The 14,515-nt window shown below is 41.2% G+C and carries 12 protein-coding genes; 2 read left to right on the top strand and 10 right to left on the bottom strand.

Annotated features, from left to right (window positions below; all coding sequences use genetic code 11):
* Window positions 1-9 precede the first annotated feature (9 nt).
* Both HT689_RS05600 and HT689_RS05595 read right to left on the bottom strand, forming a co-directional pair.
* Entirely contained in the window at window positions 10-366 is a 357-nt protein-coding gene (locus HT689_RS05600; protein WP_173251557.1) for a hypothetical protein, read from the bottom strand.
* The gene (locus tag HT689_RS05595; RefSeq protein ID WP_173280859.1) at window positions 363-3,212 is read right to left on the bottom strand and encodes an SEC10/PgrA surface exclusion domain-containing protein; all 2,850 of its coding nucleotides are present in this window, start codon (window positions 3,210-3,212) and stop codon (window positions 363-365) included. The genes HT689_RS05600 and HT689_RS05595 overlap by 4 nt, the downstream gene beginning before the upstream one ends.
* A gap of 192 nt (window positions 3,213-3,404) precedes the next feature.
* Here HT689_RS05595 and HT689_RS05590 point away from each other — a divergent pair, with 192 nt between their 5' ends.
* Window positions 3,405-4,331 carry a helix-turn-helix transcriptional regulator gene (locus HT689_RS05590; protein WP_173251474.1) on the top strand — a complete coding sequence of 309 codons (927 nt, stop codon included), beginning with the start codon at window positions 3,405-3,407 and terminating at the stop codon, window positions 4,329-4,331.
* A 123-nt stretch (window positions 4,332-4,454) separates the two neighbouring features.
* On the opposite strand, the gene HT689_RS05585 is transcribed toward HT689_RS05590, so the two are convergent.
* The gene (locus tag HT689_RS05585; protein WP_173251476.1) at window positions 4,455-5,816 is read right to left on the bottom strand and encodes an amino acid permease; all 1,362 of its coding nucleotides are present in this window, start codon (window positions 5,814-5,816) and stop codon (window positions 4,455-4,457) included.
* A 31-nt stretch (window positions 5,817-5,847) separates the two neighbouring features.
* Here HT689_RS05585 and HT689_RS09740 point away from each other — a divergent pair, with 31 nt between their 5' ends.
* Window positions 5,848-6,036 carry a hypothetical protein gene (locus HT689_RS09740; RefSeq protein ID WP_240148129.1) on the top strand — a complete coding sequence of 63 codons (189 nt, stop codon included), beginning with the start codon at window positions 5,848-5,850 and terminating at the stop codon, window positions 6,034-6,036.
* A 57-nt stretch (window positions 6,037-6,093) separates the two neighbouring features.
* Here the strand turns inward: HT689_RS09740 and greA are convergent, their stop codons facing one another.
* The 7 genes from greA to HT689_RS05545 form a co-directional block, all read right to left on the bottom strand.
* Window positions 6,094-6,576 carry a transcription elongation factor GreA gene (greA, locus tag HT689_RS05575; protein ID WP_000818760.1) on the bottom strand — a complete coding sequence of 161 codons (483 nt, stop codon included), beginning with the start codon at window positions 6,574-6,576 and terminating at the stop codon, window positions 6,094-6,096.
* 61 nt (window positions 6,577-6,637) lie between these two features.
* Complete coding sequence (mltG, locus tag HT689_RS05570; RefSeq protein ID WP_173251478.1) at window positions 6,638-8,302, bottom strand: endolytic transglycosylase MltG; 1,665 nt, start codon at window positions 8,300-8,302, stop codon at window positions 6,638-6,640.
* Between the two features lie 80 nt (window positions 8,303-8,382).
* Window positions 8,383-8,877 (bottom strand): GNAT family N-acetyltransferase, encoded by a 495-nt coding sequence (locus HT689_RS05565; protein ID WP_173225444.1) that lies wholly within the window; start codon window positions 8,875-8,877, stop codon window positions 8,383-8,385.
* Window positions 8,874-9,335: a GNAT family N-acetyltransferase gene (locus tag HT689_RS05560; protein WP_173213535.1), complete on the bottom strand. Its 462-nt coding sequence runs from the start codon at window positions 9,333-9,335 to the stop codon at window positions 8,874-8,876. Before HT689_RS05560 ends, HT689_RS05565 begins: the two co-directional genes overlap by 4 nt.
* Before the next feature lie 9 nt (window positions 9,336-9,344).
* On the bottom strand, window positions 9,345-10,679 hold the full coding sequence (murC, locus tag HT689_RS05555; RefSeq protein WP_050390837.1) for a UDP-N-acetylmuramate--L-alanine ligase: 1,335 nt from the start codon (window positions 10,677-10,679) through the stop codon (window positions 9,345-9,347).
* A 10-nt stretch (window positions 10,680-10,689) separates the two neighbouring features.
* Window positions 10,690-11,307 carry a cystathionine gamma-synthase gene (locus tag HT689_RS05550; RefSeq protein ID WP_173225446.1) on the bottom strand — a complete coding sequence of 206 codons (618 nt, stop codon included), beginning with the start codon at window positions 11,305-11,307 and terminating at the stop codon, window positions 10,690-10,692.
* A gap of 47 nt (window positions 11,308-11,354) precedes the next feature.
* Entirely contained in the window at window positions 11,355-14,453 is a 3,099-nt protein-coding gene (locus tag HT689_RS05545; RefSeq protein WP_173225449.1) for a DEAD/DEAH box helicase, read from the bottom strand.
* Window positions 14,454-14,515 lie beyond the last annotated feature (62 nt).

Genomic DNA, 14,515 nt, shown 5'->3' with positions numbered 1-14,515 from the left:
ATACCTCCTTTATTTCTTTTTAAAAGATTTACCAGCTAGTATACCAGAAGGATCTGAAGTAATGGTCAACTCTCCACCTTTGATCTCATAACCTAGTTTCATTGAAGACAATTCAAGAGTCTTTTCTTTCTGGTTGACCTTCATCTCATCTGTCTGCTCTGTTGGCTTGCCTTCTGTTAGGATACCAATTGTTTTTCCCTTGGTATGAACTTGTCCCTTGTCACCCTTGATTTGGATGGTTACGGTTGCTTCTTCCATAAATGGCATGCTACCTTGGTAGACATAGGTTCCATCTGCTGATGAACAGGCCGCCAAAAGCAATAGACTAGTTACTAACGATAATACAAATGCAACTTTCTTTTTCAATTTTTATCCCTCTTTTTCTTTAAAATAATTCCTAATCCCGCTAATAAACCATATCCTAATAAAGCTAGTAGGCTCACTTGACTTCCAGTATTTGGCAATGCTTTTTGTTCAACTTCTTGTTTAGCTTGAGAAAGAACTGCTGGCGCTTGGTAGCTTGGTGCTGGCCCAACAGGTTTCACATCTCGGTTACCAGCCTGACCAGGTTTTTCGGTATTCGGTTCGTCACTTGATCTACCACTTTTAGGCTCTTGAGCTGGTTCTTCACCTTTTGGTTGCGCTACTTTCGGTTGTTCAGCTTTTGGTTGTTCAACTTTGGGCTGCTCACCCTTCGGTTCGTCTACCTTAGGTTGTTCAACTCTTGGCTGTTCTACTTTAGGTTCTTCTACTTTGGGTTCTTCATCCTTAGGTAGTTCGTCAAGTGGGAATTCTGGTAGTTCTGGTTGAATAGCGCCTGGGCCGTTTACGCCACCTTTGAATTCTGGTTGTTCTGGAATAAGTGCGTCGTCGATTGTCTTATGTAGGAGCAATTTTTGATACTCACGTTCCGCTTCATCCTTGATTTTACGAGCTTTTTCTGCCTCGTCTTCTTTTTGCTTCACGTCACGTTTCAAATCATCTACGTGCTTGCAGAGTTCATCCAACTCTTTTGACTTAGCTTTCAATTCTGCTTCCAGTTTAGCTTTTTCTTGACTCAAATGAAGTGTTTCTGCCAACTTGTCTTTTGCTTTTTGCAGTGCGTCTTCCGCGTCTTTCAATTCTTTGTCAGCCTTCAAACGCTCAATCTTCGCATCTTCCAAGTCTTTGTCTTTTTGCTGACTTTCTGCCAATTTCTTAGCCAATTCTTTGTCGGCTTCGTCTTTTTCCTTGCGAGCTTTTTCCAGACGCAATGATTTGGCATTATCGTCAAGTGTCGCACGTTCTAGCTTACGTTGAGCGTCTTCTGCTTTTTCTTTAGCTTTTTCAAGCTCTTTGACAGCTTCCGCACGTTTTGCTTCTTTGGCTGGTGTTTCAGATACTTCTTTTTCTAGGTCGGTAATGCGTTTCTCAATTTCTTGAAGCTCTGTTTTCACTTGTTCCAAATTCGCCTCAGCTGTTTTCTTATCAGATTTAGCTTTTTCCAATTCGGCTTCTACTTCTTGTTTGCTTTGTAGAGTTGGTGTTGGAAGATTGGCTTTAGAATTTGGTCCATAGAGGTCATCATACTTAGCTTTTTGGATGTCTGTATTATCGTTGTCAATATATTTTTCACTTTTCACTTTCAAAACGTGAATGCGGTATACGTGTGTGAAATCAGGGTCACCAAGGTCAGTTAAAAGTTGTCCACCTTTGATGATTGATGTATTTAATCCTACAGTGTCGGCTTGTAACAAACTATAAAAATGACCGTAGCCACCTGTCAAGTAACCTTCAGCAAAGAATGACATAAAAGATTCTGTCATGCGTGCAAGCAGTTCCTGTTTAGTCATTTTATCTGAACCCATTGGAATATTCATGAGGTCTTCATAATATTGTGTATGTGTGTCAATGCCAGGTTTTTCAGACGGTTTTAATCCTCGTTTTCGAGCGATATCATTAATTCCTCGTCCAAAGTGACTCAAGTCTTGATAGTCATTGTCTTTATAAATTTTTGCTACTTCTTTGGCAAAATCTTTATTGTTCGTATTGAGTTTAGCTTCTGACAGACCTAATTGTTTACGAAGACTGTTTAAAAGAGTAACAAAATGGTTGTTTAAATCATCCACGATATCTTGAGGTAGGTTGTTTGGGTCATATTTAACATCAGTTTCCCCATCTTGGATTCCTGTCTCACTAATTTTGCTGATACGGTCCATCCAGTTCTCATTTGTTTCACGGTCTAGTTCAGTCAACTCTTCTTCTAGTCGGCGAATATCTTTACGATATTGTTCCAACCAAACGTTATAGCGAGCGTTCCATTCTTCATCCGCTTTGTCAATTTGGTCTGCGTCCATGCCTGTCATATCTGGATATGGCTCTGGGTACTTATCCATACGTCGTTTGATGAGCTCTTTAGCTTTATCTCTCCATTCTGGAGTTAGGACGACGTCTGTTGGGTATTGAGCTGATTTTAGTTTTTCTTCAGCGTCTTTGATTGCTTTTTCTGCGGTTTTCACATCGCCTTCTTTTGCCGTTTTTTCTGCTTCTTTGTCGTTTTTGTTTTGACGCTCTTGTACCTTTTTAGCTTCACGCGTTTTGTCGTCTTCTTTTGCTTTTTCAAGCTCTGTTTCCGCATTGCGTTTGGCTTGGTCTTTTACAAGTACATCTTTATCCGCATCATCTTTTTCTTGTTGAGCCTTATCTTTAGCTGTTGGGTCAAAGTCGTCCGTTGCGTCTTTCAGCTCTTTGTCAGCTTTTTCTACACCTGTACGAGCCTTGTCAAGTTCATCTTTAGCAAGTTTGGCTTCGTCAGACTTTTTAGTCACTTGGTCAGCCTTTTTGTTGGATTCCGTTTCTTTGTCTGCCTTTGCTTTTTCTTTAGCGTCTACATCATCAGTTTCATCTTTTATTTTTTCTGGTGTAGCGTCTTTTGCCTTTTCAAGGTCTTTTTCAAGGGCATCTTTTTCAGCGGTTTTGGCGTCTTTGTCTTTTTGCGCCTTGTCAAGCGTATCTTTGGCTTGTTCAGCGTCTTTTGCTTTTTTGTCGGCATCTTTAGCGGTATCTACCGCGCGTTTTTCAGCGTCAGATAAATCTTTGTCTGTGACCTTATTGTTGATAGTAGAGTTGACTGTGTTTTCAGTTGGAGCTTCAGTTGCAAAGACTGTTTGAGTAGTTGCTGCAACTCCTAAACCAGCTACTGCAGCAGTTGTCATAATTAGGGACTTTTTCATCCTTATCTCCTTTATTTTTGATTGACTTGATTATACAGTAAATAATCCCCTTTTTGGATATTTCTACCGAAAACAATAGAATTTTACCCCCCCCCCCGACTTTTCCTAAAAAATTTACTAAAAACAGTAGTTTTTCCCAAAAATGGAGAAATTTAAGTTATAATAAAACCAATAAAACTCAAGGAGACTATCATGGAATTCAAACACTATGGAGAAATTATCCACAAAATCCGTCAAGATCGCAATATGAGCCTTAAAGAGGCTGCTGGAGATGCCATTACTCCCAACAACCTTAGTCGCTTTGAAAAAGGACTCGCTACTGTTAAAGTAAATACATTTTTTGAAGTTTTAAACAATTTTAATTTAGATGGATACGACTATGTAGAAATTTTTCATATTCAAGATAAGAATTCCCTAAGAGCAAGAGAAATTATACATGCATTGTCTAAAAATGATAAAATAAAAGCTAGACAAATACTGGGAAAGAAAAGTGACTGGGGAAATGTCATAGAGTATTACATACTAAAATTAGATATTTTTAGAATGGAGAATACAAGGGATGAATCGACTCCTGATGTAGTAGAAGCTATTAATTACTTGGTCAACTATATGTTTAGTATTGATACTCTTTATATTCGTGATTTTCTTATTATTGAACTTCTTCTTACATTTGATGGGCAATATTTTGAGTTAAAATTCCTTGAATACCTCGAAAAGCTAATTGTCAAAGGATTAGAAGAAACTAAACATATGTCTGAATCATTTTCTCACAGATATACTCAAACTGGAACGTTTTTAGTTAGAACATATTCTCGCTATGGATACTACGATAAAGCAGAAAAGCTCATCTATAAGTTGAAGATAGCACTATCTGAAATATTCTATTATGAGTTTTCAGTATTTCAACTATTTTATTTAAACATATATGAAGTTTTCAATCTACTTCGACAAAACAATCCTAAGGCTATTGAACGAGCTAATGCTCTTCTTCATTACATTGATGCTCAAAACGACCTCTTTCCATTACCAAATATGATTACAATTAAAAATTCATTTACCCAAGAAGTTCAACGACTGAATAAAACTGGCATTCCATTCCCTATGGAAGATGAAGAATAACTATCAACATCAATAAACAACAAAATGTGTGCAACTTTAAAGCACCAAAGTCACTTGACTCTGGTGCTTTTTGACTTGATTCTAAAGAAAAAACCCACCAAGCTAAGTTGATGAGTTTCAAATCTATTTTCTAAATTTCCACTGGCTATAAATACCAAAACCGATAATCCAGATAGCTGAGCCGATTGCTCCGACAAATGTAGACTCTTGTAAAAAGAGGGTTACAAAGACAAAGGCAAAGAAGAGCATGGTTAAAGGATTTAAGAAACGATAATGGGGCATGAGATAGCCATCCGCCATAAAGTCTGGTGACTTGCGGTATTTAAGGTGAGCCACCATGATCAAGATATAAATGGCAATATAGACACCTGATGATGATGCCGTAATCAAGGCAAAGGCATCCGAAACTCCTGGCAGGACGTTGATAAAGGCTGCTAGGGCAATCAAAATCGCTGAGGCGATGATGGCATTTTGTGGCACATTGTGGCGAGAAAGAGTATCTGCCTTGATAGCCTTTAGGAAGCGATTTGGCGAATCATGAGCAATCTGATACAAATGGCGCCCTGTTGAATAAAGCGTTGAGTTAAGAGCAGATGCTGCTGAGGTCAAAACAACGAAGTTAATCAAGGCTGCTGCCCACTTGACACCGGCCAATTCAAATACTGTTACAAAAGGAGAATCAGCTGAGGCAAGTTCACGCCATGGAATGATAGCCATGATGGATAAGAGGGCACCACCGTAGAAAAAGGCGATACGCAAAGGAATTTCCTTAACGGCTTTTGGCAAGACCTGACGTGGATTTTTGGTTTCAGAAGTTGTGACCCCGATAAACTCAATCATAAGATATGCAAAGAACACCATCTGGAAGGCCATGACAAAGTTCACTCCACCATTTGGGAAGAGGGAGAAATTGTCAGCAATATTGGCCAAACTTGCTACTCCATGAGGTGTCTTAAAGCCTGTCAAGACCATAAAGACTCCTGTTGCAATCATAGCTAAAATAGCCACAATCTTGACCATCGCAAACCAAAACTCAACTTCCCCAAAGAGCTTCACCGCAATCAGATTGACCAAGGCTAGAATGGTCAAAAATCCAATCTCAATCATCCAACTCGGCCAAGTTGGGAACCAAAATTGCACATAATGTGCGATAGCAGTGATTTCCGCCATACCGATAAAGACAACGGATAGCCAGTAAGACCATACTGAGAAATAGCCCCAGCCCTTACCCAAATGGCGCGTGATAAAGTTGATAAAGGTATGTTGCTCAGGGTCTTGGTAGAGCATTTCCCCAACAGCACGCATCATGAGGAACATGAAGGCCCCCGTAATCATATAAATCAGTACAATGGAAGGACCTGTTAGGCTAATAGAGCGACCTGCTCCCAAAAAGAGTCCTGTTCCGATTGTTCCAGCGATGGCCATAACCTGCACATGACGATTGGTCAGACCACGCTCCATCTTATTTTTCTTCTTTGAACTCATATAGTCTCCAATTCAATTCAATTTATACTCAATGAAAATCAAAGAGCAAACTAGAAAGCTAGCCGTACGTTGCTCAAAACACTGTTTTGAGGTTGTAGACAGAACTGACGAAGTCAGCTCAAAACATGGTTTTGAGGTTGTGGATGAAACTGACGAAGTCAGTAACCATACATACGGCAAGGCGACGCTGACGTGGTTTGAAGAGATTTTCGAAGAGTAGCAAAATGGAAAAAGGAGTGAGTGAAGCGCATCGCCTCCCCACTCCTTTTTTCTGTTTTTAGGCTGTTTTTTCAACCTTCAAGATTTTTACATCATAGCTACCAACAGGTGTTTCAATGGTTGCTGTGTCACCTGTTTTCTTGCCAATCAAGGCTTGTCCAATTGGGCTTTCATTTGAAACTTTACCTGCAAAGGCATCCGCACCCGCTGAACCTACAATAATATAAACTTCTTCTTCGTCCTCACCAATTTCTTGGATGGTGACTGTTTTACCAATCGCTACTTCGTCTTGGGCAACTGCGTCGCTATTGACGATTTCAGCATAGCGGATTTTTGTTTCCAAGCTAGAGATTTGTCCTTCAACAAAGGCTTGTTCATCCTTAGCTGCTTCGTACTCACTGTTTTCTGAAAGGTCACCGTATGAACGGGCAATCTTAATGCGTTCTACCACTTCTGGACGGCGGACCAATTTCAATTCTTCTAATTCTTTTTCAAGTTTTTCCTTTTCCTCAAGGGTCATAGGATATGTTTTTTCTGCCATTTTTCTCAACTTTCTTCTGATGATATTTTCGAAAGAAAATTATGTGAAGTATCACATAATTTTAGTTTGTTTGGTTTAATTTGCTGTTGACATGTTCAGCAACATTGCGATCGTGGTCTTCTTGATTGTTAGCATAGTAGACCTTGCCATCTGTGACATCTGCTACAAAGTAGAGGTTATCGCTCTTAGTTTGATTGATGCTTGACTCAATCGCATCCAGACTTGGACTATCGACTGGACCAGGCATGAGACCTACATTTTTATAAACATTATAAGGTGAATCAATGTTGGTATCAATCGCAACATCCTCAGCTAGGCTGATATTTTGCCCCAGTTTTCCTTGGGCATACAAGATTGCAATATTACTTTGAAGTGGCATATCACGATTCAAACGATTGTAGAATACACCTGCAATGAGCTTACGATCTTCTGTCTTGGCACCTTCTTTTTCGACCAAGGAAGCAATGGTCAACAACTCATTGACAGTCAAGTTTTTAGATTTGATAGTACTATAGTAAGGAGATAGGTTCTTATCCATAGCAGCTAACATCTCATCAATCAAGCTCTCAATAGTTGTGCTTTCCTTGATAGAGTATGTAGCTGGGAAAAGGTATCCTTCCAAACGATAACGCGCACCGCTGTCTTTTGTAGGCAAGCTTTCAAGTAGACTCAGATATTTGGCAACTTCTTGACTGATAAACGTCTCATCTTGAACTTTTGCCAAGAAAGCCTCCGCTGTCAAAGGCTCTTTGAAGTCACCTTGCAATTGACCCACAGCTTGAGCAATTTGATCAATCGTATAACCTTCTGGAATTGTCAAAGTCGCAAGGACAGGTTCCTGTGGTTCAGCTGTTCCACCTTTTTGCAACTCTTTGAGTAAGTCTTCTGTACTCATACTCTTTTGCAAATTGTAGTAACCTGCTTTCAAATCGGTATAATTTTTATACTTGGCATAAAAGCTAAAAATCAGACCATGCTTTACCAAACCAGCTTTTTCAAGCGTCGTACCGATTTCTTGAACGTTTGAACCTTCTGGAATTCCAACCGTCACATATTGTTTCGATGAAGCATCCACAGGCTGTAAAGATGACTGAACATACTGGTAACCAAAGTAACCACCTGCTGAGAGCAAGGCAAGGAATACAAGGAATGAAATCACAAAGGCTTTCACATGTGACTTCTTCTCTTTCTTAGGCTTAACAGGTTTTACTCCTTCTCTACGGCTACGACGTGGTGTATCGCTGATGATATCCACTGTTTCTGTAGCAGGCATAGGTGTTTCTGGACCTGCTTGTTCTGCTTTTTTCTCTGCCGTCTTATAGGAAACAGCTACCCTTGTTGGGGTTTCATTGTATTCTCTTTCAAGTTTCTTAGGTCTAACAGGACCTGGTCCTGGTCTTGAACCACTTTCTTCCGCTGGAGAAGAAGGTGCATCTTGACTTGGATGACTTGGAACACCAGGAGTTTCTCTTTGAATCTCATCTGCTGGAGAAGCTGGTACATCTTGACTTGGGTGAGTCGGCACGGTAGGAGCTTTTCTCATAATCTCCTCTACCGTTGACAAGGAATCAGCCATGAGTTCTTCAGCTGAAGGTTCATTTGCAGGAGTGCGAACTACTGCCTCATCTTCTTTCAGAACTTCATCATAGCCTTTTACTTTTTCTAAATCTCTCAGAATCTGCTCTTTAAAGCTTAATTTCTCTTCTTCTCTTGACTTTTCACTCAAAAGTTTTTCCTCCTTGTTGACAATCCATAATATTATATCTTAAAAGTCCAAGAAAAGCAACCTATGATACTTTTCCTGGCTTATTTTTTCGTTTCCCAGACCATATCATACCAGGTTTCCCCTGCAAAGGTTGACTGGGACAGACCTTCATTGACAAATCCATGCTTTTCATAGTAGGCGATGAGATAGTCATGACAGGTTAGGTTAATGCCTTCTCTCTCATCTTCAAGAGCCAGGTCTTTCAAGGCTGTTAGCAATTGCTGACCCAGTCCTATCCCCTGGGCCTCTTTGGCAATAGAAAGACAGGTCACAGAGATATAACCACCAGGCTCATGACTATAATCTTCTATCTCTTCTGTAAAAGACTGGTCTTGCAGATAGCGGTGAGGGACAACTGGCCCTTCGATATAACCCATGATTCTACCTTCTTTTTCCGCAACCAGAAACGAGGTCTGAATTTCTCGCAAATGTGCTTCAAAAACAGAGCGAGGAATGGCTTCTTCAATCGAGAAATTTTCTAGTTCAATATCAACAATCCGATCCAAATCTTCTAATCTTGCTTGTCTGATTTTCATTGTGCCTCCAGATAAAAGGGATTAAACCAAATCATACTAAAACCCTGGCTAGTTGCATAAAGGGAAGTTTCTTCATCAATAAAACCGTTCATTTCAAAGTATGAAAGCAACTCATCAGGACTCTTCAAACGAATCCCTTTGTAATCCAGCTCAACTGCTACCTCTTTCAAGGCTGCAAGAAGAAGTGTTCCCAAGCCCTGTCTCCGATGGTCAGCCTCGATAATTAAAGAATGTATTTTTAGACATTGCGGATTGTCTGACTGGGGACTTGATAAAATATAGCCTAAAAGTTGATTTTCATCCCTAGCTAGAAGAAAGGTATCCGCACACTTACGGATACTTTCTTCTAAGATATGGGAAGGTTGCTGCTTTTCAGCTGGAAAAGATGTGGCCTGAAGTGCCACTACCTCAGCTAAATCAGACTGACTTGCTTGAATGATCTTAATTGGAATTTCCATAAGAATATCCTACTGAACATTGCTTGTCAAGTTAGACAAGAGACGCTCGAACGAATACTCATAGGTTTGGATATCTCCTGCTCCCATAAAGACATAGACAGCATTATCGTGGTCTAGGAGGGGAGAAACATTTTCAACAGTGATCACTTGGTGTTTTTTGTTGATTTTTTTGGCTAGGTCTTCTACCTTGACATCTCCATGGTCTACTTCACGAGCAGATCCATAGATTTGCGCTAGGTAAACAGCATCCGCTTGGTTCAAAGCGTGAGCAAATTCGTCCAACAAGGCAATGGTTCTTGTAAAGGTATGCGGTTGGAAGACTGCTACAATTTCCTTGCTTGGGTATTTCTGACGAGCCGCATCCAAGGTCGCAATAATTTCTGTTGGATGGTGGGCAAAGTCATCGATAATCACTGTGTCATTGACAATTTTCTCAGTGAAACGACGCTTAACACCGGCAAATGTTTTCAAGTGCTCACGCACCAAGTTCAAATCAAATCCTGCTGTGTAAAGAAGACCAATAACGGCTGTCGCATTCATGATATTGTGACGACCAAAGGTTGGGATGTGGAATTGCCCCAAGTCTTGTCCACGGAAATGAACGGTGAAGGTTGAACCAGTTGTTGAACGAAGAAGCTCACTAGCTACAAAATCATTACCCTCAGCTTCAAAACCATAATAATAAATCGGAGCATTAGCCGTAATCTTACGCAATTCTGCATCTTCACCATAGACAAAAAGACCCTTGGTAATTTGTTTGGCATAGTCGTTAAAGGCATTGAAAACATCCTCGAGACTTGTGAAATAATCTGGATGGTCAAAGTCAATGTTGGTGATAATAGAGTATTCTGGATGATAAGGCATAAAGTGACGCTCATATTCGTCAGATTCAAAGACAAAATATTTGGCATTGGCCGAACCACGACCTGTCCCATCCCCAATCAAGAAGCTAGTGTCTGTGATGTGAGACAAGACATGAGATAACATACCTGTCGTTGAAGTTTTTCCATGCGCTCCAGCTACTCCCATGCTAACAAAGTCACGCATAAAGCTACCTAGAAATTCATGGTAACGTTTGTAGCTGATACCATTTTGGTCTGCATAGGCAATTTCGACATTGTTATCTGGACGAAAGGCATTTCCAGCGATAATTTCCATATCACCGTCTAGGTTCTTTTCATCAAAAGGAAGAATGGTAATTCCTGCCTGCTCAAGACCACGTTGAGTAAAGTAGTACTTTTCAACATCTGATCCCTGTACCTTATGCCCCATTTGGTGCAACATCAAGGCCAAGGCACTCATCCCTGATCCCTTAATTCCGATAAAATGATATGTCTTTGGCATGTTTTCTCCCCTATTCTGTAATTCTGGTCAGATTCAATTCTTGGGCAACCCGACGTTCTTGTTCTGTTTGTTTACTTTTTTTATTGTAGATTTGGCTCTTCTTTAGAAAATCATAGTTGTTTTTCTTTGGAGCAGGTGCTGACACTTCTTCATTCTTGGTAGGGATAGAATGAACTTCTTCCGCCAAGATGTACTGAGACTGGGTCAATTTTTGGCTATATTTGACAAATTCACCAGGATTTTCCTTTTGGAAAGGCGCTGTCGGTTGATTGCCCTGTCTAAGAAGGACTGATTTAGAATGACGTCTCGTACGGCTGAAATCCTGAGTTAGATAGTTAGCTGAGCGTTTCTTTTTCAAGTCTGCACGCGCTTCTTCACGTGCCACCTCTGCATAGCTCTTTCCTTCTTTTTTAACCCCTAAAGGAGCCTTTTTAGGTTTCTCGACTTGCTTTTCAATCGGTTTGACTGGCGCCTCTTCAGTAATAGGAGCCCATTCTAAATAATTTTTATCCCGATACTCACCCTTGATATTACTGATCAGATCAGACTCATCATACAAGTTCATGACTGGCATTTCAGTCAACATGACCTCGTCATCTGACACCAATGGAAATCGTTCTTGTTTCATTTTCTATTTCCTTTCAACACTTCATTATAGCGTATTGTCTTGATTTTTCAAGTGCTGGCTTCAGAAATTCCCAAAATTTCTCTAATTTCTGCTAGGGTCAGACTGCCACGTGACTCTGTGCCATCCAATACTTGTGACACCAGATGTTTCTTTTGTTCTTGGAGTTCCTGGATTTTTTCTTCAATGGTTCCCTTGGTTACCAAGCGATAGACCTCAACCGTTTCTTCCTGTCCCATCCGATGGGCACGGCCAATGGCTTGCGCTTCCACCGCAGGATTCCACCAAAGGTCGACCAAGATAACCGTATCAGCACCTGTCAGGTTCAGACCGACACCACCAGCCTTGAGGGAAATCAGAAAGGCATCTCTTTCCCCTTGGTTAAAGGCCTTGGTCATATCTTGTCTTTCCTTGGCTGGGGTTGAACCCGTAATTTTAAAGGAAGTCATGCCCAAGTCTGGCAGTTCTTGTTCAATTTTCTCCAACATTCCCTTGAACTGCGAGAAAAGCAAGACACGGTGTCCGCCGTCTGCCACCTGTAGCAGCAGGTCTCGGAGACTATCCAGTTTGCCGCTGGCTCCCTGATAATCTTCCATAAAGAGGGCAGGGGTATCACAGATTTGGCGCAAGCGCATCAGACCAGACAAGATTTCCACACGACTTCGCTGAAATTCCTGATCTGATACTTGAGCCAGACGGTCCCGCATCTGTTGCAACTGGGCTAGGTAGATAGCCTTTTGCTGGTCTTCCAGTTCATTTTTATAAACCACTTCGATTAAGTCTGGTAATTCAGTCAGCACTTCTTCTTTCTTGCGCCTCATAACGAAAGGCTTGATAAACTGAGCCACTCGCTCGGCTGGCAATTTCATAAATTCTTTCTTGCTTGGCAAAAGTCCTGGCATGACGATTTGGAAAATAGACCACAGCTCACCCAGATGGTTTTCAATCGGAGTTCCGGACAAGGCAAAGACTGACGGCACCACAAATTGTCTCAAGGTCTGGGCAATCTTGGTCTGGGCGTTCTTCATGACCTGAGCCTCATCTAAGCAAAGGAAGTCAAAGGCCATCCCCTGATAAAGCTCACTGTCCTGACGGAAGGTAGCATAGCTTGTCACAAAGATTTGATGGCTCTCAGCAAGAATCTCTTCACGACTAGCTTTCAAACCATGAACAACAGCCACATCTAACTGTGGGGCAAATTTTTGAAACTCATCTGCCCAGTTGTAAATCAAACCTGACGGAGCTAAAATCAAGACCCGACTTTCTTTTGTCACTTGACTGGTCAAAAAAGCAATGGTCTGAAGGGTTTTCCCCAAACCCATATCATCAGCCAAAATCCCACCAAAACCATAATGATGGAGCATTTGCAGCCAGCCGATTCCCTTTTCCTGATAATCTCGCAAATCAGCCTGAACCTGAGTTGCTTGTCGAGGAAAGTCCTCTGGATGCGTCAAATCCTGGGCCAGATTCTGGAATTCTTGTGAAAAAGAAACACGGTCTCGCCCTTCAAAGAGATGGGCTAAACTGTAGGCCAATGATTTCCGAGCCTGCAAGGAGCCATCTTTTAATTCGAATTGTCCTAGCTCCTGTAAATTTTGGCGAATTTTCTTGGTTTCTTCATCAAAAAAGTAGACTTGATTAGACGAATCAATGTAAAAATCCTTGTTGGCAACCAAGGCCTGCATGGCTTGGTCAATTTCCTCTTGGGCAATATCTTGAAAATCAAACTGGATTTCCAAGAGACCTCCCTTGGAAGCAATCTGCACTTGAGGACTCGCTAAGCTATAAAGCTCTTCTAGCTTGTCTGATAGGTCAACATGACCGAGTTTTTCAAAGACTGGAATGATTTCGTGAAAGAAATGATAGACAGACTCGGCTTTTAAGGCCTGACGCCAAGATTGAAAATCTGCTTCAAAACCTGCTGCCAAACAGACTTGGAAAACTCTTTCTTCTAAGTCAGCATCACTCGAAAATGGTAATTCTTCTAACTCTTGTCGGCTAGATACCTGCCTATCCCCATAATCAAACTGAATTTCTAAACGAATCCGATTATCTTCTTCCCTGTCAAAGTAAAAAGAGGTCGCAAAGGATTTGATTTGTAGACGTTCTGGAGCTGAAACGCTGCCCATCTGGCCAAAGAGCGCTAGACAAGAAGCCAACTTATCTCGGTCACTGCTATCAAATTGCAGGTATTTCTTGCCATGCTGATCCAAAGGCAACGCTTTGATTTCCTTGAGAAGACGCATCTGCTGGTCTGTCAGAAAATAAACCTGTCCTTTATGGAAAAGCACAACTCCCTGATAAAAGACATTGACCCTAGGACTCTCACTGATTTCCATTTCAAAATAATCCGAGTATTCTGTTACTGTAAAGGCAAATAGATTGGCATCAGCATGCATATCCTGAAAAAGCAGAGTCTGATAGCTATCCACTTGATGGTCAAATTGAAAATGCGGCAAGGTCATCAGTAAATTCACACCCTGCTCAAAAAAGGTCAGAGGGAAAAAGAGGTGCCGACCTTGGTTTTGGAAAAAGAGGTCTGGAGCCTGTCCTTCCTCCATCAGTCCTCGCAAGAAAGTCAGAAGTTCTTGGCTAGCCTCATCAAAGGCTTCCCAAGAAAGAGACTCCTCATAAATCTTGCCAATCATATAAGACTTTCTCTGCTCGACAATCCTTAAAAAGAGTGGAATATCCCGAATGACATAGTATTTTTGGCTATTGATTTGGCCGATTCTCAGAGTCCACAAGATATGATTGGTCCCTGCTTCCACCTGCCCCACAGCCGATAATTCATAGGCACGTTCTGATTTTGGAGACAAGATTCGGTCCAAAAATTTGCCACCCAAGGTCACCTTGGTTTCAACGGCCTCTTTTTCTTCGTGACCTTCTTCCATACTCTGCAAGATTTCCTGACCACGCTCATCATTTTTTAGAAAATGCTCCAGCGCTGCCAAATGCACACAGTAGCTCCTCTTTTGGAAAAAATCACAGGCACAAAAAACCAAATCATCCTCTAAACTATAGCGCAGTTCTTCTTCTGCAACGCGAGCGTAGAGCCGATTGTTCTTTTCCTTGATGATGTCAACCTTACCAGTTTCATAAAGGGCAACGCCTTCGATACGGACTTTCCCCGGAATCAATTTAGCCATATTTTTACCTTTACCTTATCTTTTTATTATACCATATTTTCCCCTATGAAAATAGCCTTCTA

It is taken from the genome of Streptococcus sp. 2342, from assembly GCF_013276795.1.
Taxonomy (GTDB): Bacteria; Bacillota; Bacilli; order Lactobacillales; family Streptococcaceae; genus Streptococcus.
Note: the sequence above shows the minus strand (reverse complement) of the source record. Positions and strands in the feature narration are given on the sequence as shown.

Coding starts and splice junctions, on each gene's coding strand:
- HT689_RS05565 (WP_173225444.1), bottom strand. CDS start 8,877: ATGAAAATCAGACAAGCAAGATTAGAAGATTTGGATCGGATTGTTGAT.
- HT689_RS05595 (WP_173280859.1), bottom strand. CDS start 3,212: ATGAAAAAGTCCCTAATTATGACAACTGCTGCAGTAGCTGGTTTAGGA.
- murC (WP_050390837.1), bottom strand. CDS start 10,679: ATGCCAAAGACATATCATTTTATCGGAATTAAGGGATCAGGGATGAGT.
- HT689_RS05550 (WP_173225446.1), bottom strand. CDS start 11,307: ATGAAACAAGAACGATTTCCATTGGTGTCAGATGACGAGGTCATGTTG.
- HT689_RS05590 (WP_173251474.1), top strand. CDS start 3,405: ATGGAATTCAAACACTATGGAGAAATTATCCACAAAATCCGTCAAGAT.
- greA (WP_000818760.1), bottom strand. CDS start 6,576: ATGGCAGAAAAAACATATCCTATGACCCTTGAGGAAAAGGAAAAACTT.
- HT689_RS09740 (WP_240148129.1), top strand. CDS start 5,848: ATGAAAATCAAAGAGCAAACTAGAAAGCTAGCCGTACGTTGCTCAAAA.
- HT689_RS05560 (WP_173213535.1), bottom strand. CDS start 9,335: ATGGAAATTCCAATTAAGATCATTCAAGCAAGTCAGTCTGATTTAGCT.
- HT689_RS05545 (WP_173225449.1), bottom strand. CDS start 14,453: ATGGCTAAATTGATTCCGGGGAAAGTCCGTATCGAAGGCGTTGCCCTT.
- HT689_RS05585 (WP_173251476.1), bottom strand. CDS start 5,816: ATGAGTTCAAAGAAGAAAAATAAGATGGAGCGTGGTCTGACCAATCGT.